The organism is Aquincola agrisoli (assembly GCF_036621135.1).
Classification (GTDB): Bacteria; Pseudomonadota; Gammaproteobacteria; order Burkholderiales; family Burkholderiaceae_C; genus Aquincola; species Aquincola agrisoli.
In genome coordinates, this window is sequence record NZ_JAZIBG010000017.1 from 193,912 (window position 1) to 215,737 (window position 21,826).

Here is a 21,826-nt window from a genome sequence, read left to right on the forward strand (position 1 = left end):
ATTGTGAGGTGGCGGCGCGTCACCTCGGCGGCGCCACGTCGCGACCCGTCAGGCGCCGGCCCAGCCAGTCCAGCCCCGGCCCGATCGGCACCCGACCCCAGACCTGCTCGGGCACCTGCGGCTCCCAGCGCCCGCCCTCGCCCCGGCGTGCCACCGCGAAGTCGAAGCTGTAGTACGGCTCCTGCCCCATCCGCAGGTCGGTGATCCAGGCGCGGCCGTCCGCCTCCCGCAGGCGGTAGAAGCCGTGGCTGAACCACGCGATGCGCTCGACGCTGAGCAAATCCTGCAGCTCCGCGCGCAGCGCCTCGCCGCGCGGATGGCGCTCGAAGCGGATCGGCCGGCCGCGGTCGGCCAGGGCGTAGAAGCCCTCGTGGTACGCATCGTCCGCCGGCGTGATCGCGACCACGCGCCACACGAGCGTGCTCAGCGGCGCCGGCGTCACCAGCAGCCGCTCGACACGCAGGCCGGCCTGCGCGAGCGAGGCCTCCGCCAGGTCCCTGACGTGCTGCTGCACTGCCACGCCCCACGCCAGGTAGGCGGTGCTCACGGCCAGGCCGGCGGCGTTCCAGCCCAAGCCCGGCCCGCCCGCGCGCACCGAACGGCTGCGTGCCAGCGTGAGCGCCGTGCCCAGCAGCAGCGGCAGGGTGTAGGCAGGATCGATGATGAACACGCTGCCGACGCCGAAGGGGTGGTTGGTGAACGGCAGCGCAAGCTGCGTGCCGTACACCGTCATCAGGTCCAGCAGCGGGTGGGTGACGAGCGTGAGCCACACCGCCAGCCACCACCGCCTGAACTGCCCCGCCTCGCGCAGCAGCCGCGACACGCCGAAGGCCAGCACCGGCGCAGCCAGCGTCAGCCAGAAGAGCGCGTGGCTTTCGGTGCGGTGCAGCGTCATGTTGCGCACCGGGTCGCCATGGTCGAGCAGCGCGTCCAGGTCGGGGAGCGTGCCGGCCACGGCGCCGACGAGCGCAGCCTTCCACACCGCCGTGCGGCGGCCCATGCAGGCCACCGAGACGGCGGCGCCGAGCGTGATCTGGGAGAGTGAATCCATGCGGCAGGAGAGTGGAGGGAGCCGGCCTGCGAAGGCGGGCACGGGGCGCGCGAGCATATCGGGCCGGCGCCGGCATTGCTCGACACGGCCCATGGGCTTTCGATCTCATGTTGCAATGCAGCATCCTTTCTCCCGCCAGCGCCCGGTCCCGCACGCATGTCTTCCGCCCCGCCCTTGCGGCAGCCCCTGCCCCCGACGCCCGCCGTCGACAGCCGCCGCGCCGCGATGGCACTCCTCGCCCTGGCCATCGGCGGCTTCGCGATCGGCACCACCGAGTTCGCGTCGATGAGCCTGCTGCCCTTCTTCGCGCCGGCGCTGGGCATCGACGAGCCGACCGCCGGCCACGTCATCAGCGCCTACGCGCTGGGCGTGGTGGTCGGCGCGCCGGTCATCGCGGTGCTGGCCGCCAGGGTGGCTCGGCGCACGCTGCTGATCGGGCTGATGCTGCTGTTCGGGCTGGCCAACGGGCTGAGCGCGCTGGCGCCCACCTATGGCTGGATGCTGGTCTTCCGCTTCCTCAGCGGCCTGCCGCACGGCGCCTACTTCGGCGTGGGCGCGCTGGTGGCCGCCTCGCTGGTGCCGCCCGAGCGGCGCGCCCGCGCGGTGAGCTGCATGATGCTCGGGCTCACCGTGGCCACCATCATCGGCGTGCCGCTGGCCAACGGCCTGGGCCAGTGGGCCGGCTGGCGCTGGGGCTTTGCGGTGGTGGCGGTGCTGGCGCTGCTGTGCGCCGTGATGGTCTCGGCTTACACGCCGCGCGACACCGTGCAGCCCGGCGCCAGCGCGCTGCGCGAGCTCGGTGCGCTGGGCAACCGGCAGGTGTGGCTCACGCTGGGCATCGGCGCCGTCGGTTTCGGCGGCATGTTCGCGGTCTACACCTACCTCGCGTCGACGCTGATCGAGGTGACGGGCGTGGCGCCCACCACGTTGCCGCTGGTGCTGGGCGTGTTCGGCCTGGGCATGACGGCCGGCACCATCGGCTGCGCCTGGGCCGCCGACCGCGCGCTGATGCCCGCCGCCGGCGGCATGCTGCTGTGGAGCGCGGTGTCGCTGGCGCTCTACCCGTTCGCGGCCCACAGCCTGTGGACGCTGCTGCCGGTGGTCTTCCTGATCGGCTGCGGCGGCGGCCTGGGCACCGCGCTGCAGACCCGCCTGATGGACGTGGCCGGCGAGGCGCAGACCCTGGCCGCCGCGCTGAACCATTCCGCGTTCAACTTCGCCAACGCGATGGGTCCATGGCTGGGCGGCCTGGCCATCGCCGGCGGTTACGGCTGGACGTCCACCGGCTGGGTCGGCTGCGCGCTGGCGCTGGGCGGGCTGGCGATCTGGGCGCTGTCGGTCGCCGACGAGCGCGGGCGGCGCCAGCCGGCCATGGCCTGACGGGCAGCGGCCGGCAAAGCACCCATCGCCGCGCGGCCCGGGCGGCTGCCCGACAATCGCACGATGTTCCAGCCCTCCCAGCACGACGTCCGCCGCTTCTTCTGCGAAGTGCTGCGCAAGCAGCGCGAACGCCTCCCGCTGGTGCCGATGGAGGCGGTGGCGGCGCCGTGGGTGGAGGCGCACCCCGAGTACCACGGCGACCTGTCGGATGTGGACGCGGCGCTGGCCGCCAGCTACACGGTGGAGGAAGGCCGCACCAACCCCTTCCTGCACCTGAGCATGCACCTGTCGATCAGCGAGCAGGTGGCCATCGACCAGCCCACCGGCATCAAGCAGGCCTTCGAGTTGTTGGCCGCCAGGCTCAACTCGGCGCACGAGGCGCAGCACCAGATGATGGAGTGCCTGGGCGAGATGGTGTGGGCCTCGCAGCGCAGCGGGCTGCCGCCCGACGGGCAGGCCTACCTGGAATGCGTGCGGCGGCGGGCGACGCGGTAGGCCGCGGTCCACGTATGAAAGCGGGCTTGAATGTGCGACCCGCACACTGAAGCGCTCTTTAAAACAGCGCCTCCACCGCCCGCGCCACGCCGCCGTAGCCTGTGCACCGGCACAGGTTGCCGCACATCAGCGCCGCCGCCTCCTGCGCATCGGGCCGCGGCGTGCGGCCGTGCAGCCAGGTGAGCGTCATCACCATGCCGGCGTTGCAGTAGCCGCACTGCACCGCGCCGTGGCAGGCCAGGGCCTCGCGCACGGGGGCGCTGCGCTCGTCGGCGGCCACCGATTCGATGGTGCGCACCTGCCGGCCGTCGAGCTGCCAGGCCATCACCAGGCAGGCGTTCACCGGCTCGCCGTCGAGCCACACCATGCACGCGCCGCAGCGGCCGACTTCGCAGCCCGGCTTGGCGCCGGTGAGGCCGAAGTCTTCACGCAGCAGTGTGAGCAGCCGCCGGTCAGGTGGACAGGCCACGCGCACGGGCTCGCCGTTGAGTTCGAAACGCAGGTCGAACGAGGCATCGGTCGCGTCCATCAGGCGCTCGCTTCCAGAAAGTCGAGGAGGTCGTCGGGCGCCACGGGCAGCCGCGCCACGGGCATGCCGGTGGCGGCCGCGATGGCGTTGGCCACGGCGGGGGTGGCGATGTTGACGCTGATCTCGCCCGCGCCGCGCGGGCCCACCGGATCGCCGGGCGGCAGGTCTTCGATCGTGATCAGCTCCATCGCCGGCGCGTCGGCCATCGTGGGCACGAGGTAGCCGTCGAGGTTGCGCGCCAGGTAGCGGCCCTCGTGCATCGGCAGCGCCTCGATGGTGGCCATGCCCTGCCCGATCAGCGCGCCGCCTTCCATCTGGCCCAGGAAGCCGAGCGGCGACACCACCGGCCCCAGCGCTGCGGCCAGCACCATGCGATCGACGCGCACCACGCCCGTCCAGGCGTCCACGCGCACCTGCACCAGTGCCGCACAGGCGCCGAACACATAGTGCGCGGCGTCGATGGCGCTGGGCGTTTCCTCGGGCGCGAGATCGATCTGCACCTGCGGGCGCATGTCGCCGAGGCGGCGCGCCAGGTCCGCATAGGAAAGCCGCAGCGACGGTGTCGCCCGCGCATCCCACAGCCCGCCGGGGCCCAGTCGCAAGGCGCCGGCGGGCAGGCCGAGGCAGCCTTCCGCCGCCGCGCACACCTGCCGGCCCCAGGCCGCGCCATGCAGCGCCAGCGCGCGCCACACCAGCGTGGTGGCGCGCGACGCCGCGACCGCACCCGCATCGGGCAGCGCCGAATCGCCGATCACCGCGCGCACGTCGGCCGCGGCGCAGCCCAGCCAGCGCACGACCATCGCGCCGATGCTGCCGACGAGGTTCTGACCCAGCTCGGTGAAGCTGGCGCGCAGCTCGATGGCGCCGTCGGGCGCCAGGCCCAGCGCCAGCTTCGCGCCGTTGGGGGCGCCTCGGCCGAAGCCGTCGCTGCGATGCACCAGGGCCAGCCCCACGCCATGCAGCCAGCGGCCTTCCCGCCAGCGCCGCGGGCCCTGCCACAACGGGTGCCGCGCCACGGCCGCCAGCGCCTGCGCCGCGCCGTCGAACGGCACCACCACCTGGCCCAGCGGCCCGGGGCCGTCGGGCGCTTCGAGGTTGCGACGCCGGAACTCGGCAGCATCGAGGCCTACCGCCTCGGCCAGCCGCTCGATCTGCCGCTCCAGCGCGAACTGCACCTGCACCGCGCCGAAGCCGCGGAACGCGCCCGCGATGCCGTTGTTGGTGTAGGCCAGCCGCCCTTCGATCGCGACCGCGTCGTAGCGGTACGGGCCGACGGCGTGCTCCTGCGCCGCGTCGAGCACCTCGGGCCCGTGCGTGGCGTAGGCGCCGGTGTCGGCCAGGAGGTGCACCTCGTGCCAGCGCAGCCGGCCTTCGGCATCGCAGCCGGTGCGCATGCGGATGCGCATCGGGTGGCGCTTGACGCCCAGGTCCACCGATTGCGGCCGGCGCAGGTGCAGCCGCACGGCGCGGCCGGCCTTCCAGGCCAGCAGCGCGGCAATGGGCTGGATGGTCAGCTCGTCCTTGCCGCCGTAGGAGCCCCCCACCGGCGTGCCGATCACGCGCACGCGCTCGGGCGGCAGCGCCAGCATCGCGGCGATGACCTGCCGGTCGCGCTCGGGGTTGTGGCAGCCGAAGTGCACCACCCAGCCGCCCGTGCCGTCGGGCTCGACGACGCCGCCTTCGGTCTCCAGGTAGGCATGCATCTGGCGCGGCGATTCGTACTCGGCCTCGACCATGTGCACGCAGGCGGCCTGCGCCGCGGCCGCGTCGCCGCGATGGTGGGCAGTGCGGTGCAGCAGGTTGCCGGCCGGGTGTTCGTCGTGCACCGCCGCCGCGCCTTCGGCGAGCGCCGCCTCGGCGTCGTCGACCCGCGGCAACGGCGCGTACTCGACCCGGATGGCCGCCAGCGCCTGCTGCGCCAGCTCGGGCGTTTCGGCCGCGACGGCGGCCACCGGGTCGCCGATGCAGCGCACCTTGCCCTTGCAGAGCACGGGCCGGTCGATCACGCGCAGGCCGTAGCGCGCCTCGCCGGGGATGTCGGCGTGGGTGACGACGGCGTGCACACCCGCCATCGCCGCCGCGGCGCGGGTGTCGATGGCCACGATGCGCGCATGCGGATGCGGGCTGCCGAGGATGGCGCCGTGCAATTGGCCGGCGCGGATGCGGTCGCTGGGGTAGCCGGGGTTGCCGGCGAGCTTGGCGGCGGCGTCGGGGCGCAGGGCGGCCGGCGCGGCGGGGGTGGTCGTGTTCACAGGTGGAGATGCCCCGTGAGCAGCCGCGCGGCCAGGCGCGCGATCGCCGTGTCTTCGGGCAGATCGTGCGCACAGGCTTCGCGCAGCGTGACCTCGCCGGGCCCCGACAGGCAACGTTCCGCAGCCTGCAGCCGCCGGCCGCGCAGGCCCGCACCGCTGGCGCCGATGCGCAGGTCCTGCAGCAGCCCGGCACCGCCCGGCGGGCCGGGATCGGCACACACCGCCAGCGCCAGCCGCGACGGCGAGAACGCGGCGCGGCGCCCCACCTTCTCGTAGAACGCGATGCGCGGCAGCCGGCCGCCGTCGACGTGCAGCGCAACGACCAGCGGCAATTCGGGCCGCGCCATCAGCCCGTCGAGCGGCACCTGCTGGCCATCGGCCAGCTCGGCCTGCGCGCCCATCGCCAGCAGCGCGGCCAGCGTGTCGCCGAAGCGCCAGCCGACGTTGCCGCCCAGCGTGGCGAGGTGCCGCACCGACAGCGCCGCCAGGCCGTCGCAGGCCTGCGCCAGCAGCGGTGCGAACTGGCGCACCCGCGCATCGGTGCGCACGGCCTCCAGCCGCACCGCGGCGCCGATGCGCAGCACGCCACGGCGGATGTCGATGCCCCGCGCCTGCGGCAGGTGGTTGACGTCGATCAGCGTCAGGCCTGGCGGCGCGCCTTCCGCCCACGCCAGCTGCAGCGCGGTGCCGCCGCCAACAAACGCCGCGCCCGGGCCCAGCGCCTCCTTGCTGCGCTGCGCGGCGGGCGCATCGGCGCAGCGCTCGGCGAGTTTCATGCGAGGCCGGCCGTTCGTTCAGCGCTGGGCCCAGAAGGCCTGCTGCATCGCCACGGTCTCGGCGGCGATCTCGGGCACCGGACCGATCAGCTCCACCGGCTTCTGGCAGTGGTCGAACACGTAGCGCGACGCCACGCTCATCGTCGGGTTCTCGGCATGGCTGCCGGTGGCTTCGAGCAGCTGCGCCTCCGTCATGCCGAACACCACGCGGCCGATGTTGGCCCAGTAGGCGGTGCCGGCGCACATGCAGCAGGGCTCCACCGCGGTGTAGAGCGTGCAGCCCCACAGGAACTCGGGCGTGAAGTTGGTGGCGGCCACGCGGGCCAGCGTCGATTCGGCGTGGTTGACCGTGTCGATATTGCACTGCTCCAGCAGCACGGTCTCTTGGTCGGGGCCGACCAGCACGGCGCCGAACGGATGGTGGCCGAGCGAGACGGCGCGCTGCGCCACCGCGTTGGAGCGGCGCAGGTGCCGCAGGATCTGTTCGTTCGTCGGCGTCAGGCCCTGGGGTGGCAGCGTGGTCGGGTGGCTCATCGGGAAGTCTCCTGTTCAGTCGGAAGCCGTCGGCAGGCTCCACGGGAAGAACCATCTTTGCACCCCCGCGATCGCCGCGAACAGCAGCAGGCTGCAGGCCACCAGGATCACCAGCGACGCAAACGCCAGCGGCACCTTGAACGACGAGGTAGCGAAGAGGATCAGGTAGCCCAGCCCCTTCTCCGCCGCGACGAACTCGGCCACCACCGCCCCCACCACGGCCAGCGTGATGGCCACCTTGAGCGACGAGAAGATGTACGGCACCGCATACGGCAGCCTGATCTGCGAGTAGGCGCGTGAGCGCGGCGCGCGCAGCGTGCGCGACAGCTCGATCAGCTCGGCCGGCACCGAGGCCAGGCCGGTGGCGGTGGAGATCACCACCGGGAAGAACGCGATCAGCGTCGTGATGACCACGCGTGGCAGCGTGCCCGCGCCGAGCGACACCACGATGATGGGCGCGATGGCCACGATGGGGGTGGACTGCACCACCACCAGCCACGGCATCAGCGTGCGCGCGAGCAACGGCGAGCTCGTGAGCCCGATGGCCAGCGGCACCGCGATGGCGATGGCCACGGCATAGCCGACAAGCGCCACCTCCAGCGTGGCGAACAGATGCTCGCCCCAGCGCACGGCGCCCAGCTCGGTCGCCGCGACGACGATGGCGCTCGGCGCAGGCAACACGTAGACCGGGATGGCCAGCAGCCGGCACGCCAGCTCCCACGCCACCAGCACGCCGATGGCCGCCAGCAGCGAGGCATGACGATCGAAGAAACCTGGCATCGTGTTCACTCCGGCTTTCTGGTGAAGACCTTCACGCGGATCTCGTTGGCGAGCTGCGTGAACACCGGATCGCCCAGCGTGGCCAGGTGGCGCGGCCGCGCGAGCGGCACGTCGATGATCTCGGCGATGCGGCCGGGGCGCGCGCTCATCACCACGATGCGGTCGGACAGCAGCAACGCCTCGGGGATCGAGTGCGTGACGAACACCACCGTCTTCGGCCGCTCGCCCCAGATGCGCAGCAGCTCGAAGCTCATCTCGTCGCGCGTGAGCGCATCGAGCGCCGAGAACGGTTCGTCCATCAGCAGGATGTCGGGGTCGTGCAGCAGCGCCCGCGCGATGGCCACGCGCTGCTGCATGCCGCCCGACAGCTCGTGCGGCCGCTTGCCGGCGAAGTCAGCCAGGCCCACGGTCTTCAGCAGCGCGTGGGCCCGCGCGGTGTCGCGCGCGTCGACGCGGCCGTGCTTGTGCTTCATCGGGAACGTGATGTTGTCGAGCACGTTCAGCCAGGGCAGCAGCGTCGGCTTCTGGAACGCGAAGCCGATCTCGTCGCGCGGCTCGGTCACCGGCATGCCGAAGATCGACACCGTGCCGGCCGTGGGACGCAGCAGCCCGGCCACCAGGCGCAGCAGCGTCGACTTGCCGCAGCCCGAGGGGCCGATGACCGAGACGAACTCGTGCCGGCGCAGGCTCAGGTTCACGTCCTGCAGCGCGGTGACGGCGCTGCCGTCGCTGGAGCGGAAGGTCTGGCCGACGCCCTCGAAGCGGACCACGCCATCGCCGGCAGCCGGCGATGGCCAGGCGGCCACCGCAGCGGCCGGGAGCGGGAGGACGGGCTGCGGAAGGCTCACGGCAAGGACATCACTTGTTGAGGAAGCTGCGGTCGACGAGCTTCTCCGGGTCGACCTTGGCGGGCGCGTAGTCCATCGACTTGGCGACCCACGTCCATGTGGCGGCGAGCAGCTTGGGGTCGTAGGCGCCGAGGCCGTCGCGCTTCGAGATCTCGTTCTGCAGCAGCGGCAGGGAGGCGCGGAACTCCGCCGCGATCACCGCGACGTCGGCCTCGGGCACCGAGGCCTTCAGGTCGGCCGCGGCCCTCTCGGGGTGGGCGATGGCGAACTGCAGCGACTTGTTCAGCGCGCGCAGGTAGCGGCGCAGCACGTCGGGCCGCTCCCGGATGATCTTGTCGCCCGCCATCGCCGACCAGCCGTAGCCGTCGAGCCCGTACTGCGACCATGGCAGCACCGACAGCTCCTTGCCCGCCTGCTTGAGCACGGTCTGGAAGCCGGGGCCCACCGTCACCCAGTTGATGGTCGCGTCGACGCGGCCCTGCGCCAGCATCGGCGCGAGCGTGCTGGGGTCGACCTTCAGCAGCTTGACCTTCGCCGGATCGATGCCGTTGCTCTCGAGGATCACCGGCCACAGCGCGTTGGACGAAGAGAAGGTCGAGGTGGCCACGGTCTTGCCCGCCACGTCCTTCAGGCTGGCCAGGCTGCCGCCCTTGACGGTGAACAGCGCGTCGGGCTGCTTGGAATACAGCGACATCACCGCCTTCACCGGCACGCCGCTCTCGGCGGCCGCCATCATCAGCGACGAGATGCCGCCGAAGCCCACGTCGGCCGCGCCGGAGCCGACCTTGGTGATCGCGTCGGCCGAGCCGCGGCCCGGCACGATCGTCACGTCCAGCCCCTCGGCGGCGAAGAAGCCCTGGCCCAGGCCGGCATAGACGAAGCTCTTGTCGCCGCCCGGCAGCCAGTCGAGCTGGACGACGAGCTTGTCGGCGGCATGGGCGGCGAACGCTGCACCGGCCAGCAGCAGCGCGGCGGCGAGTGAACGCGGGCGGGGACGCGGGAGGGACTTCATGGCATTTCCTGGGAAGGGGATGAGGACGGGGAACGGGAAGGCACAAGCATTTCCAGGGCCGGGCACAGCAGCGCAGTGAGCAGCGCGGGCTGCGCGAGCTGCGGCACGTGGCCGACGTCGAGCACGAGCCGCTGCGCACCGGGACTGAGCCGCTGCATGCGCCGTTGCAGTGCGGGCAGCACCGACCGGTCGTCGCTGCACTCCACGTACAAGCGCGGCACGCGGCCGAAGCGCTCGGCGCTGAGGTGGTTGCGCATGTCGCGCCCGGTCTCGGGCTGGGGGCGCAGCAGGCCGACGGCATCCCGCGCCGCGGCGGCGTCGCAGTCGTGCACGAAGCAGCGCAGCGCGCCGTCGGGGCGCACGCGGCTGTGGCTGCGCGAGGCGTTCCATTCCAGGTAGGGGGTGATGCCGGCGAAGTCCTCGCCGGGCGCCTCCGCCGCGGCGTCGCGCACCAGCTCGCCGTACGAGAGCCCGGAGGGCAGCATCATCCCGGCGAGGTAGACCACGGCCAGCACCCGGTCGGGCAACGCCTCGGCCACCTGCGACGCGGTGATGCCGCCGCCGCTGTGGCCGAGCACGACGACCGGTTCGCCGATGCCGTCGATCACGTCGACCACCTGCTGCGTGTAGCGCGCCAGGTCGGCCGGCGCGTCCGCGGTGGCACCCCAGCCGTTGCCGGGCAGGTCGACCGCATGCGGCACCCAGCCGCGCGCCGCGAGCAGCGGCGTCCATGCCGCGAAGGCCCACGCGCCCTGCCATGCGCCATGGATGAGCACGATATGGCGAGGCCGCGTCGGAGAGCCCGAGGAAGCACCCGGCCGCCGGGCCGCCCCAAGGCCGGCTGCTCCCCCCTGGGGGGGCGACGCCGCCAGGCGTCTTGGGGGCAGACATTCATCCATAGGTACGGCGGTAGCAGTCCTTCAGGTGCTCTTCGACCGTCACCGGCGGAAAGCGCGGCGCCTCGCCCGGCGCCAGGCACGTGGGCAGGCAGGCCACCTCGTGCAGCGGGTTGCCGGTGAAGAAGAACGGCACCGAATGCCGCTCGCGGCCGGACACGTTGATGACCCGGTGCAGCGTGGAGTGGTAGCGGCCGTTGGTCCAGCGCGCGAACAGGTCGCCGATGTTGACCACGTAGGTGCCGGGGATCGGCGGCGCGTCGATCCAGGCGCGATCGGCCGCGTCCCACACCTGCAGGCCGCCGGTCTCGTCCTGCAGCAGCAGGGTGACGCCGCCGAAATCGGTGTGCTCGCCGCAGCCCTTCTCGCCGGGCGCGGGGTTCGGCGGTTGCGGCGGGTAGTGCAGCAGGCGCAGCGTGGCGGCCGCTTCCTGCAGATAGCCTTCGAAATAGCCCTCGGGCAGGTCGAGTGATTCGGCCAGGCTGCGCACAATCACCGCGCCCAGTGCGTGGGCGGCTTCGAAGTACGCCTCCATCGTCTCGCGGAAGCCGGGCAGGCCGGCCGGCCACTGGTTGGGGCCGGTGTTGAAGCGCCCCGCCCGCACGCGCGGGTCGTCGGCCGCGACCTCCTCGCCGATGTAGAAGCTCTCTTTCAGGTCGGGCGGCGCGCCGGCCTCCAGGCGCTGGGCCCGCAGCGGCTCGTAGCCGCGGTTGCAGGGCGAGCGCACCTTGTCGAGGGTGAGCTTGGCCGGCATCGGCTGGTCGAAGAAGGCCTCCGACGCGGCGAACACCTGCGCGATCAGCACCGGGCTCACGCCGTGGTTGCGGATGTAGAAGAAGCCGCGCTGCTCGCACGCCGCGCGCAGCTGGCGGGCCACGCCGGCGCGGGCTTCGGCGCTGCCGCCGCGCAGGGCGCCGATGTCGATCAGCGGGATGCCTGGGCGTTCGGATGAAGGGCTGGAGGACATGGCTGCATCGTCATCGAGGCTGCGATGCGATGCAGTCTAGGAACGCCGCGGTGTCCGCGATAGCGCAGATTTTTGCGCAGGGTGATGCCGAAACGGCAGCAGGAGGCCGAGCTCCGGCGACACCCTGGCAGGCTCACTCGACCATCGACTTCTCGACGTCCGGGTTCAGCAGGTCGCGGTCGTGGGTCGACGGCAGTTCCATCAGGCGGCGGCGTCCGCGGCTCCACAGCCGCATGTCCTCGTCGGTGTGGAAGACCTGCCGCTGCGGCAGCTTCGGCCACGAGTCGATGCGCAGCCACATGCGCAGGAGATGGCGGCGCTTGGGCAGCTCCTTGTGGTCCTCGTAGTCGGTACGGCCGTGGACCATGATGCGGTTGTTCAGGAACTGGATGTCGCCGTCCTTGAAGCCCATGTCGAGGGTGTGCTCCGGCGACGCGGCGGCCTTGCGCACGACGTACAGCGCCTCCGACTCCTCGGGCGTGAAGGGGCGCTGCCCGCTCTTCTCGGCCAGCCGCGCGTAGCCGGTGGGGAGGTAGCAGGTCACTTCGCCGTCCTCGCCGTAGAAGAAGGGCACCTTGTGCTCGCTGTAGGTGCGCGTCGCGCGCCGCCCGTCCTCGTCGGTGCGCTTGAGGTACAGGCCCTCGGTGAGCACCTTCAGCAGGTCGGGGCGGTGCTCGAGCATCCAGTTGTGCACCGCCAGCGCGCTGGAGATGCGGCTCTCGCCGCCCGAGATCGCGGTGCGCAGGCACATCAGGCCGATGATGTCGCAGGAGTCGGTGTGCATCAGCTGGCCGCCGCCCTTGCGGTAGCCGCGCGACTTGGGCTCGAGGTCGCTCACGTCGACGACATGGCCCATCAGGTCGCCCAGGTAGCTCTGCGTCATCGGCCGGCCGACGTAGCTGCTCAGGCCGAAGTAGACGCGCGCCATGTCGTCGTCGGAATAGCGCTCGCGCGGCAGGCCGCGCAGCATCAGGAAGCCGCAGCCGTTGCGCAGGCGGTCGGGCAGCGAGCGCATCAGCGCCGCGACGCGGTCGAGCGGGAAGGTCTGCGGCGTGATCTCGGGAAAGTCGAGTTCGCCGAGCGAGAGCAGGTGCGCGAGCGCGGCGTCGATCTCCCGGACCTCCTCGGCGCTGAGCACGTGCAGGCCTTCTCGCGTCCAGTCGATCTCCGGGCCCTTCCAGGCGCCGGGGCCGACGATGGTTCGTCCGATCTGGTTCATGGGATGTTGGCTCATGGTGTGGTCTTCGTCTCCAGGGGATGGGCGGGCGCCGGCGGGCGCCGCGCCTCGACGATGGCGCCTGCAGTCAGCAGGCGGTCGTACTCCGCGGCGCCCAGCAACGGCAGCAGCAGCTCGCGGTTGTGCTCCCCGATGGCGGGCGCCGGCCGGCGAAAGCCGCCGGGCGTCGTGCTCATGCGGGGCGTCACGTTGTGCATCGGCACGAAGCCGAGTTCCTCGTCCTCGACGTCGACGAGGCTGCGCCGCTCGATCACGTAGGGATCGTCGAGCAGCTGCGAGGCGTCGCACATCGGGCCGATGGTCACCTGCGCCTGCTCGAAGAACGCCAGGTTCTCGGCCAGCGTGCGGCCGCGGATGAAGCCGCCGACGATGCCGTCGATCTCCTCCACATGCTGCAGCCGCCCGCGGGCGGTGCTGGTGCGCGGATCCTGCGTGATGTCGGGCCGCCCGATGGCGTGGAAGAGCCGCGCCGCCATCGTCTCGGTGGACGTGGACAGGCACACCCACTGGCCGTCCGCGGTGAGGTACGCATTGCGCGGCGCCGTGGTGCTCGAGCGGCTGCCGGTGCGCTGCTTGACCTCCCCGGTGAAGCGGAAGTTGGCCGACTGCGGTCCCAGGATCGACAGCATGGGCTCGAACAGAGACAGGTCGACGACCTGCCCGCGCCCGCCGTTGGCGCGCACCTCCCACAGCGCCATCATCGTGGCGCTGGCGCCGTAGAGCCCGGCCGTCATGTCGCCGAGGAACATCGGCGGCAGGACCGGCTCGCGGTCGGCGAAGCCGTTCATCGAGGCGAACCCGGAATAGCCTTCGACCAGCGTGCCGAAACCGGGCCGCTCCCGGTAGGGGCCGGTCTGGCCCCAACCCGACAACCGCGTGATGACGAGCTTCGGGTTGATCGCCAGCAGCACATCGGGCGCGAGGCCCATGGCTTCCAGCACGCCGGGGCGGAAGCTCTCGATCAACGCATCGGCCTGCGCCGCCATCGCCTTGACGACCTCCACCGCGCCGGGCTGCCGCAGATCGAGCGCCACGCTGTGCTTGTTGCGGGCATAGGTCTTCCACCAAGTGTCGTAGCCGTCGGCGCGGAAATTCCGCAGCGTGTCGCCCGCGGGCGGCTCGATCTTCACCACCTGGGCGCCGAAGTCGGCGAGCTGCAGGGTGAGCATGTTGCCCGCCACCAAGCGGGACATGTCGACCACGCGCAGCCCCGCCAGCGGGCCTGCCAGACCGGGGTCGAAACGTTGGGTATGCAGTCGGGCCATCGACGGTGCCTGCCTTGGATCGGAGGGAGGTTTCTTTTAAATAGACATCATGTCTATTTTTGGAGTCTAACCGTCTGAAGGCCGATGTCAACCGGGGGGCCATGGCTTACGATGCACGCCGCCGCGGGCACCGCCCCGGCTTCCACCATTGCCCGACCCTGTTCCCGCCATGCCTGCAGAACCCCTGTCCGAGAAGGAAAGCGCCGAGCCCGGCGTCGCCGCCGTCAACCGTGCATTGACGATCCTCCAGGCGTTCGAGGACAGCATCGACGGCATGACGCTGACGGACCTGATGAAGGCCACGGGCCTGTACCACAGCACGATCCTGCGGCTGTGCGAATCGCTGGAGCACTACCGCTACCTGAAGCGGCTGCCGGACGGGCGCTACATGCTGGGCGCCACGCCGTTCTACCTGGGCATGATCTACCAGGCGCAGTTCCGCCTGCAGGACTACGTGCTGCCGGTGCTGCGCGAACTGACCCGGTCGACGCACGAGACCTCCGCGCTGTACGTGCGGGAGGGCGACCAGCGGGTGTGCCTCCACCGCGTGGAGCTGCCGCGCCGGGTGCGCATGAACGTGCCGGAAGGCGATCGCGTCGAACTGCAGCGCGGCGCCGCGGGCAAGGTGCTGCTGGCCTTCTCGGATGAACCGGGCAAGGTCTACGACGAGATCCGCGCGGCGCGCCATGCCGTCTCGCTCGCCGAGCGCGACTCCGAAAGCGCCGCCATCGCCTGCCCGGTCTTCGCGGGGCAAGGGCGGCTCGCCGGGGCGATCTCGCTGGGGATCCCGCTCTACCGCTTCGACAAGGCGAAGTACGCGGAATGCCTGCCGCTGGTGGCCGCTGCCAGCCGCCAGCTCACGTCGGACCTGGGAGGCGATGCCGCGTTTTATGCCGAGCCGCTGGCCACGGTGTTCAAGAACCTGAAGCCGCCCCGCCACGCCTGAGCGCCGCGTCGCGCGCCAGCAGGCGCACCGCACGGTCCACCACCGGCTTGTCGACCATGCGGCCGTCGAGGCGGAACGCACCCTGCCCCGCCGCGGCATGGCGCGCGTGCTCGTCGACGACGCGCCGCGCCCACGCCAGTTCGGCCGGCGGCACGCCGTATTCCTCGTTGACGATCGCCACCTGCCGGGGATGCACGCAGGTCGCCGCCTCGAACCCGAACCCGCGCGAGCGCCGCACCATGGCGCGGAAGCCCTCCGGATCCTCCAGGTCGACGACGCTGCCGATGTACCCCAGCGGCAGCACGCCGGCGGCCCGGGCCGCCAGCACCATGCGCTGCTTCGGCCCGAGCATCGTGTCGTCCGACGCGGCCATGCCGGCATCGAGCGCGAAGTCCTCGCTGCCCAGCGCAAGCGCGATGACACGCGGCGAGGCGCTGGCGATCTCACGCATCTCCATGAAGGCGGCAACCGTCTCGATCAGCAGCACCAGGCCGACCTGCCCGTGCGGCAGCGCCTCGCGCGCCTCGCATTCGGACACCAATTCGTCGAGCAGGCGCACATGCGACGGCCCGTCCACCTTCGTGACCGTGAGCGCCTTGACCGGTGCGCAGACCGCGGCCTGCACGTCCGCAACCGCCAGCGAGAGCGGCCGGTTGATGCGCACCAGCACATCGGCGCCGCCCTGCGCGACGGCCGCCACGGCCTGGCGCAGCCCTTCGCGCGCGGCCGGCTTTTCGGCCGGCGGCACGCTGTCCTCCAGGTCGAGCTGGATGGCATCGGCCCCCCGGCTTGGAGCCGAGGCGATGAAGCGCGGCGCGTTCGCCGGGACGTAGAGGATCGATCGCCAGGCCGGCAGGCGCCGCTGGCCCGGAGCGAAGTCGGCCATGGCGGTCATTCCGCGGTGATGTTGCGTTCCTTCGCCAACTTGCGCCACTTGCTCACCTCGCTGGCGACGAAGGCCGCGAACTGGTCGGCCGTCATCGTGCCGGCCTCGGTGCTCTCGCGGGCGTACAGCTCGCGCAGTTCCTCGGTCTGGCCTGCGGCCCGGATCTCCGCGTTGAGCCGGTCGACCAGTGCCTTGGGGGTGCGCGCGGGCGCGAACACGCCCCACCAGGCCTCGACCGCATAGCCCGGCAAGGCTTCGGACACGGCCGGCAAGTCGGGCGCGAACTTCGAACGCTCCAGCGACGTGACGGCGATGGGCCGTATCGAGCCTGCCTTCAGCGGCCCGTTCACCGAAGCCGTCGTCGTCACCATCATCTCAACATTGCCGCCGATCATGTCCGACACCGCATTGGAGATGCCCTTGTAGGGCACGTGCTGCACCTGCGTGCCGCCCATGGCGTTGAGCAGCTCCCCACCCATCTGCCCGATCGAGCCGATGCCGGCCGATGCGTAGTTGAACTTGCCCTGCTGCGCGCGTGCCGCGGCCAGCAGTTCGGCCGTGGACTTGTAGGGCGTCTGGTTGCCGACGACGAGCAGCATCGGCCCCCGCGACACCAGCGCCACCGGCGCGAAGGACTTCAGCGGGTCGTACGGCAGCTTGGGCTGCACCGCCGCGTTGGTGCTGAAGCTGACGGAGGTCAGCAGCAGCGTGCCGCCGTCGGGCTCCGCCCTTGCCACCATGTCGCTGCCAATGGCACCGCCGGCGCCCGGCTTGTTGTCGACGACCACCGTGACGTTGAACTTGCCGGCGATGCGCTGCCCGAGCGCGCGGGCGAACAGGTCGTTGCTGCCGCCGGCGCTGAACGGGACCACGATGCGCACGGTCTTGGGTAGCGTCGGCTCGGCCGGCGTCGCCCCGTGAACCGCGCTGGCCGCCGCCAGCGCCACTGCGGCCATCGCCGCCGCCCTGATCTTCCCGTGCCACTGTTCCATCGCGTGTCTCCTTCGGGGTTGCCGCGTGTGCCTTACAAAATAGACATGATGTCTGTTCTAGATCAAAGTATAGGCACGCAAGCTGTGGCATGCCCATCAAGGGATGACCCTGATAGGCGTGCGAAGGCAAACGTGTTGACGCAGTCAGGCGACTGCTGGGACGGGGCCGCGTCGGCGGCGCAGCAGCGGACGGCGCCGCCGGCTGGCGGCTAGCGAGGCTCTTCGGCCTCGCGGCGCTCGATCTCTTCGGCCACGATGCGGATGAACGCATCGAGCACCGGCGGCAGCGTGCGGCCGGCGCGCACGTACACGCCCAGCTCGGTGACGAGCCGCACGGGTGCCTTCAGCGGCACATAGGCCATCTCGCCGGCAGCGATCTCGCGCTCCAGGCCGAGCCGGGTCTGGAACGCGACGCCGACGCCGCGGCCGGCCACGCGTTTGGCCAGTTCGACCGACGCGCTCTCGAGCAGCACCGTCTGCGCGCGCTTGTGGTTGGCCAGCAGCGGGCGCATCACGGCGTGGATGGACAGCTCGGGCGCCGCGAGGATCAGCGGGTAGCGCGCGCATTCGGCGAAGGTGACCTGCGGCAGCTTCGCGAGCGGGTGGTCGGCCCGCACCACGGCCCCGAGGCCGAAGCGGCCGACGGCGCATTGCCGCAGCGCCTCGGTGCGCTCGAGCGAAAAGCCGATGGCGATGTCGGCATCGCCATCGGTGACGGCCGCGGCCGTCTGCGCCGAACCCGCCGACCGCACCTGGATGCGGATGGTGGGATAGCGCGTCATCATGCTTTCGAGGCAGGCCGGCAGCAGGTCGGCGTTCAGCCCCTCCACCGAGATGACGCTCAGTGCGCCGCGGCGGATGCCGCGCAGCATGTCGAGTTCGCCGGCCATGCGCTGCTCGTCCTGCAGCACGGTGATGACGTGGCGCGAGAACACCTCGCCCGCCGAGGTGAGCTTGAGTCCGGTGGGCATGCGCTCGAAGAGCGGCGAGCCGACCTCCGCCTCCAGCTGCAGCAGCTGCCGGTTCACCGCCGACGAAGCCACGTGCAGCCGCCGCGCGGCCTCGCGGATCGAGCCGCAGCGGCGGATCATGTCGAAGTAGGTGAGCGAGCGGGCGTGGATGTGCATGGTTCATGCATCCTGCAACGAACGCGCCACGCGGCCAGCAGTCGGCCGCTCCGCAGCGGCCGCGCAACCCGCCCGGCGGGTGGTGCCGCGTACCCGCGGCGCCGGGTGCCCCACTTACCGCTCGATGCGCGCGTAGGCCGAGTGGTTGTGGATCGACTCGAAATTCTCGACCTCGGCCACGTAGCGGCCGATGCGCGGGTCGGCGTTGAGCCGCAGCGCGACGTCGCGCACCAGGTCCTCGACGAACTTGGGGTTCTCGTAGGCGCGCTCGGTGATCCACTTCTCGTCGGGCCGCTTGAGCAGGGGCCAGATCTCGCTGGAGGCGCTTTCCTCGGCGAAGCGCACCAGTTCGTGCCACTCGATTGGCTGCAGCAGCTCGGCCCGCACCGTGACCAGCGAGCGCTGGTTGTGCGCACCGTAGTCGGAGATCTCCTTCGAGCAAGGGCACAGGCTCTTCACCGGCACGCCGACCTCGGCCCAGATCGACGTCTGGCCGTTGCGCGTCTCGGCGATCCAGCGCGCCTGGTAATCGAGCAGGCTCTGCACGCCCGACACCGGCGCCCGCTTGCGCAGGAAGAACGAGAACCGCGCCTCGATGCGGCCCTCGTCGGCGTGCAGCCTGTCGAGCATCCCGGCCATCTGGGTGCGCAGCGTCGCGGCGTCCAGCGGGGTGTCGAGCGCATCCAGCCAAGCGACGAAGCGCGACATGTGGGTGCCCTTCTGCTCCGCGGGCAGGCGCACGTCGAGATCCCACTGCGCGGTGACGGCCTGGGCGGCACCGGCCACCCGGATCTGCAGCGGGTAGCGCACATCCTTGACGCCGACGCGCTGGATCACCAGGTGGCGACCGTCGTGCTCGCTCTGGGTGTCGGGGATGTGCAGGGCGTCGGAGAGTGAAGTCATGGTGCAGGCGATGGGCAGGTCGGCAGGATCGCAGCAAATCCGCAGCTGCGTCCGTATAGGCTCTTTCGGCAGCGTGGTCTGTCGCCGCCGCGACGCGGCGGCCCCAGCCCCCCTTCAGGCGCTCAGACCGCGGATGCCGCGACGACCAGCGAGGGCTTGGTCACGGCAAAGCGCTGCCGCACCGACTGCTCGATGCCCGCCGCGTCGAGGCCCAGCATCGACATCAGCTTCACCGGATCGCCGTGCTCGATGAACTCGTCCGGCAGGCCCAGCGCCAGCACCGGCGTGGCGATGCCCGCGGCCTGCAGCGTCTCCATCACGGCCGAACCGGCGCCGCCCATCGTGCAACCGTCCTCGACGGTGACGATCGCCTCGTGGCTGCGCGCGAGTTCGAGCACCAGCGCTTCGTCGAGCGGCTTGGCGAAGCGCATGTTGACGACCGTGGCGTCGAGCTTGTCGCCCGCGGCCAGCGCCGGGTAGAGCAGTGTGCCGAAGGCAAGGATCGCGATGCGCTGGCCGCGGCGCCGCACCTCGCCCTTGCCCCATTCGAACGCCGGCAGGCCCGGGTCGGTGGCGACGCCGGCGCCCGCGCCGCGCGGGTAGCGCACGGCCACCGGGTGGTCGCGGCGGTAGGCGGTCGACAGCGCCATGCGGCACTCGTTCTCGTCGGCCGGCGTGAGCACGGCCATGTTCGGGATGCAGCGCAGGAACGCGATGTCGTAGTTGCCCGCGTGCGTGGCACCGTCGGCACCCACCAGGCCGGCGCGGTCGAGCGCAAACACCACCGGCAGGTTCTGGATCGCGACGTCGTGGATCAGCTGGTCGTAGGCACGCTGCAGGAAGGTGGAGTAGATCGCCACCACCGGCTTCAACCCTTCGCAGGCCAGGCCGGCCGCGAAGGTCACGGCGTGCTGCTCGGCGATGCCCACGTCGTGGCAGCGCTGCGGGAAGCGGCGCTGGAACTCGACCATGCCCGAGCCCTCGAGCATCGCCGGGGTGATCGCGACGAGCCTCGGGTCGGTGGCCGCCATGTCGCACAGCCACTGGCCGAAGATGTGCATGAACGCCGGCTTGGCCGGCGCGCTGGGCTTGGCGATGCCCTTGGCGGGGTCGAACTTGCCGGGGCCGTGGTACAGGATCGGATCGGCCTCGGCCAGCTTGTAGCCGTATCCCTTCTTCGTCACGACGTGCAGGAACTGCGGGCCCTTCTTGCCGCGCAGGTTCTCCAGCGTGGGGATCAGCGCGTCGAGGTCGTGACCGTCGATCGGGCCCACGTAGGTGAAGCCGAACTCCTCGAAGATCGTGCCGGGCACGACCATGCCCTTGGCGTGCTCCTCGAAGCGGCGTGCCAGCTCCAGCAGCGGCGGCGCGTTCTTCAGCACGCTCTTGGCGCCTTCGCGCGCCGCGGCGTAGAACTTGCCGCTCATCAGCCGCGCGAGGTACTTGTTGAGCGCGCCCACCGGCGGGCTGATCGACATGTCGTTGTCATTCAGCACCACGAGCATGTCGGCCAGCAGCCCGCCGTGCGACACGCCGGCATTGTTGAGCGCCTCGAAGGCCATGCCGGCCGTCATCGCGCCGTCGCCGATGACGGCCACGGCCTTGCGGTCCTCGCCCTTCAGCTTGGCCGCCAGGGCCATGCCGAGCGCGGCGGAGATCGAGGTGGACGAATGCGCGGTGCCGAAGCTGTCGTACTCGCTCTCGTCGCGCCGAGGGAAGCCGCTGATGCCGCCGTACTGTCGCAGCGTGCCCATGCGCTCGCGGCGGCCGGTGAGGATCTTGTGCGGATAGGTCTGGTGGCCGACGTCCCACACCAGCCGGTCGTGCGGCGTGTTGAAGACGTAGTGCAGCGCGATCGTCAGCTCGACGGTGCCGAGGTTGCTCGACAGGTGGCCGCCGGTCTTGCTGACGTTCTGGAGCACGCAGTCGCGCAATTCACGGGCCAGCGTGTGCAGGCTGGCGCGGGGCAGCCGGCGCAGGTCGGCCGGGCTGTCGATGGAGGAGAGCAGCGTGTGGGTCATCGCGAAGAGGGGGCGGCCTGCGGCCGGTCAGCTGTGGCGCTCGACGACCTTGTCGGCCAGCAGCGACAGGCGCAGTGCATCGGCCAGGCCGGCACGGCCGAGCGCCGCGTGCGCCTGGTCACGGAGTTCGTCGGCGTGGCGCCGTGCGGCCTCCAGGCCGAGGATCGAAACGTAGGTCGGCTTGTTGTGGTGCAGGTCCTTGCCGGCGGTCTTGCCCAGCGTCTCGGATTCCTGCGTGACGTCGAGGATGTCGTCGACGACCTGGAACGCCAGCCCGATGGCCGCGCCGTAGTCCGACAGCGCGGACCAGGCGGCCGGCGTCGTCTGGCCGCAGGCGGCGCCCATCAACACGCTGGCCTGCAGCAGGGCGCCGGTCTTGCGGCGGTGCATGTCGCGCAACTCCACCTCGCCGAGCGGCTTGCCGATGCTGGCGAGGTCGATCGCCTGGCCGCCGGCCATGCCCGCATGCCCGGCCGCACGGGCCAGCAGCGAGCACAGGCGCGCCTGCAGCGCGGGTTCCACGCCGGCATCGGGCGTCAGCACCTCGAAGGCCAGCGCCTGCATGGCGTCGCCGGCCAGCATGGCCTGGGCCTCGCCGTACTGCACGTGCACCGTGGGCTTGCCGCGGCGCAGCACGTCGTTGTCCATGCAGGGCATGTCGTCGTGCACCAGCGAATAGGCGTGGATCAGCTCCACCGCACAGGCTGCGCGCATCGCCGCCTCGCGCGAGCCGCCCACCGCCTCGCAGGCCGCCAGCACGAGCAGCGGCCGCAGCCGCTTGCCGCCGTCGAGCACGCCGTAGCGCATCGCCACGCCCACGCCCGCCGGTGCATCGGCCGGCACCCAGGCATCGAGCGCCGACTCGACGGCGTCCTGCTCCGAGCGTGTCCACACCTCGAAATCATCGATCTTCATAACATCCCTCGCGC

21 protein-coding genes are annotated in these 21,826 nt (G+C 71.5%); 3 read left to right on the top strand and 18 right to left on the bottom strand.

Translation table 11 applies throughout. The features are described 5' to 3' along the window. Nucleotides 1-19: 19 nt before the first annotated feature. Nucleotides 20-1,051, bottom strand: a complete 1,032-nt coding sequence (locus V4F39_RS05560; RefSeq protein WP_332288313.1) for a metal-dependent hydrolase — start codon at nucleotides 1,049-1,051, stop codon at nucleotides 20-22. Nucleotides 1,052-1,276: 225 nt separating this feature from the next. Here V4F39_RS05560 and V4F39_RS05565 point away from each other — a divergent pair, with 225 nt between their 5' ends. Both V4F39_RS05565 and V4F39_RS05570 read left to right on the top strand, forming a co-directional pair. After that, entirely contained in the window at nucleotides 1,277-2,431 is a 1,155-nt protein-coding gene (locus V4F39_RS05565; protein WP_332288314.1) for an MFS transporter, read from the top strand. 63 nt (nucleotides 2,432-2,494) lie between these two features. After that, nucleotides 2,495-2,926, top strand: a complete 432-nt coding sequence (locus tag V4F39_RS05570; RefSeq protein ID WP_332288315.1) for a DUF1841 family protein — start codon at nucleotides 2,495-2,497, stop codon at nucleotides 2,924-2,926. A 58-nt stretch (nucleotides 2,927-2,984) separates the two neighbouring features. On the opposite strand, the gene V4F39_RS05575 is transcribed toward V4F39_RS05570, so the two are convergent. The 11 genes from V4F39_RS05575 to V4F39_RS05625 all read right to left on the bottom strand — a co-directional run bounded on the left by V4F39_RS05575 (nucleotide 2,985) and on the right by V4F39_RS05625 (nucleotide 14,022). Further along, entirely contained in the window at nucleotides 2,985-3,455 is a 471-nt protein-coding gene (locus V4F39_RS05575; protein ID WP_332288316.1) for a (2Fe-2S)-binding protein, read from the bottom strand. Further along, nucleotides 3,455-5,707, bottom strand: a complete 2,253-nt coding sequence (locus tag V4F39_RS05580; RefSeq protein WP_332288317.1) for a xanthine dehydrogenase family protein molybdopterin-binding subunit — start codon at nucleotides 5,705-5,707, stop codon at nucleotides 3,455-3,457. Before V4F39_RS05580 ends, V4F39_RS05575 begins: the two co-directional genes overlap by 1 nt. Then, nucleotides 5,704-6,483, bottom strand: coding sequence for an FAD binding domain-containing protein (locus V4F39_RS05585; RefSeq protein WP_332288318.1), 780 nt, complete (start codon nucleotides 6,481-6,483; stop codon nucleotides 5,704-5,706). Before V4F39_RS05585 ends, V4F39_RS05580 begins: the two co-directional genes overlap by 4 nt. A gap of 18 nt (nucleotides 6,484-6,501) precedes the next feature. Then, nucleotides 6,502-7,017: a nucleoside deaminase gene (locus V4F39_RS05590; protein ID WP_332288319.1), complete on the bottom strand. Its 516-nt coding sequence runs from the start codon at nucleotides 7,015-7,017 to the stop codon at nucleotides 6,502-6,504. A gap of 15 nt (nucleotides 7,018-7,032) precedes the next feature. Continuing rightward, nucleotides 7,033-7,797, bottom strand: coding sequence for an ABC transporter permease (locus V4F39_RS05595; RefSeq protein WP_332288320.1), 765 nt, complete (start codon nucleotides 7,795-7,797; stop codon nucleotides 7,033-7,035). 5 nt (nucleotides 7,798-7,802) lie between these two features. Beyond that, nucleotides 7,803-8,603 (bottom strand): ABC transporter ATP-binding protein, encoded by an 801-nt coding sequence (locus V4F39_RS05600; RefSeq protein WP_332288321.1) that lies wholly within the window; start codon nucleotides 8,601-8,603, stop codon nucleotides 7,803-7,805. A gap of 52 nt (nucleotides 8,604-8,655) precedes the next feature. Beyond that, nucleotides 8,656-9,657, bottom strand: coding sequence for an ABC transporter substrate-binding protein (locus tag V4F39_RS05605; protein WP_332288322.1), 1,002 nt, complete (start codon nucleotides 9,655-9,657; stop codon nucleotides 8,656-8,658). Further along, on the bottom strand, nucleotides 9,654-10,433 hold the full coding sequence (locus V4F39_RS05610; protein WP_332288323.1) for an alpha/beta fold hydrolase: 780 nt from the start codon (nucleotides 10,431-10,433) through the stop codon (nucleotides 9,654-9,656). Before V4F39_RS05610 ends, V4F39_RS05605 begins: the two co-directional genes overlap by 4 nt. Before the next feature lie 115 nt (nucleotides 10,434-10,548). Next, a complete protein-coding gene (locus tag V4F39_RS05615) occupies nucleotides 10,549-11,520 on the bottom strand; it encodes an isopenicillin N synthase family dioxygenase (protein ID WP_332288324.1) in 972 nt (323 codons plus the stop codon). A 133-nt stretch (nucleotides 11,521-11,653) separates the two neighbouring features. Further along, complete coding sequence (locus V4F39_RS05620) at nucleotides 11,654-12,754, bottom strand: TauD/TfdA family dioxygenase (RefSeq protein WP_332288325.1); 1,101 nt, start codon at nucleotides 12,752-12,754, stop codon at nucleotides 11,654-11,656. Beyond that, a complete protein-coding gene (locus V4F39_RS05625) occupies nucleotides 12,751-14,022 on the bottom strand; it encodes a CaiB/BaiF CoA transferase family protein (protein ID WP_332288326.1) in 1,272 nt (423 codons plus the stop codon). The genes V4F39_RS05620 and V4F39_RS05625 overlap by 4 nt, the downstream gene beginning before the upstream one ends. 169 nt (nucleotides 14,023-14,191) lie before the next feature. On the opposite strand from V4F39_RS05625, the gene V4F39_RS05630 reads away from it, so the two are divergent. After that, nucleotides 14,192-14,968: an IclR family transcriptional regulator gene (locus V4F39_RS05630; RefSeq protein WP_332288327.1), complete on the top strand. Its 777-nt coding sequence runs from the start codon at nucleotides 14,192-14,194 to the stop codon at nucleotides 14,966-14,968. Here the strand turns inward: V4F39_RS05630 and V4F39_RS05635 are convergent. The 6 genes from V4F39_RS05635 to V4F39_RS05660 form a co-directional block, all read right to left on the bottom strand. Further along, a complete protein-coding gene (locus V4F39_RS05635) occupies nucleotides 14,937-15,854 on the bottom strand; it encodes an HpcH/HpaI aldolase/citrate lyase family protein (protein WP_332288328.1) in 918 nt (305 codons plus the stop codon). The genes V4F39_RS05630 and V4F39_RS05635 overlap by 32 nt on opposite strands. 5 nt (nucleotides 15,855-15,859) lie before the next feature. Next, a complete protein-coding gene (locus tag V4F39_RS05640; RefSeq protein ID WP_332288329.1) occupies nucleotides 15,860-16,846 on the bottom strand; it encodes a tripartite tricarboxylate transporter substrate binding protein in 987 nt (328 codons plus the stop codon). Nucleotides 16,847-17,055: 209 nt separating this feature from the next. Further along, the gene (locus V4F39_RS05645) at nucleotides 17,056-17,973 is read right to left on the bottom strand and encodes a LysR family transcriptional regulator (protein WP_332288330.1); all 918 of its coding nucleotides are present in this window, start codon (nucleotides 17,971-17,973) and stop codon (nucleotides 17,056-17,058) included. A 114-nt stretch (nucleotides 17,974-18,087) separates the two neighbouring features. After that, nucleotides 18,088-18,876 carry a GTP cyclohydrolase FolE2 gene (folE2, locus tag V4F39_RS05650; RefSeq protein ID WP_332288331.1) on the bottom strand — a complete coding sequence of 263 codons (789 nt, stop codon included), beginning with the start codon at nucleotides 18,874-18,876 and terminating at the stop codon, nucleotides 18,088-18,090. Nucleotides 18,877-18,998: 122 nt separating this feature from the next. Continuing rightward, the gene (dxs, locus tag V4F39_RS05655) at nucleotides 18,999-20,897 is read right to left on the bottom strand and encodes a 1-deoxy-D-xylulose-5-phosphate synthase (RefSeq protein WP_332288332.1); all 1,899 of its coding nucleotides are present in this window, start codon (nucleotides 20,895-20,897) and stop codon (nucleotides 18,999-19,001) included. 27 nt (nucleotides 20,898-20,924) lie between these two features. Beyond that, on the bottom strand, nucleotides 20,925-21,812 hold the full coding sequence (locus V4F39_RS05660; RefSeq protein WP_332288333.1) for a polyprenyl synthetase family protein: 888 nt from the start codon (nucleotides 21,810-21,812) through the stop codon (nucleotides 20,925-20,927). Between the last annotated feature and the right edge of the window lie 14 nt (nucleotides 21,813-21,826).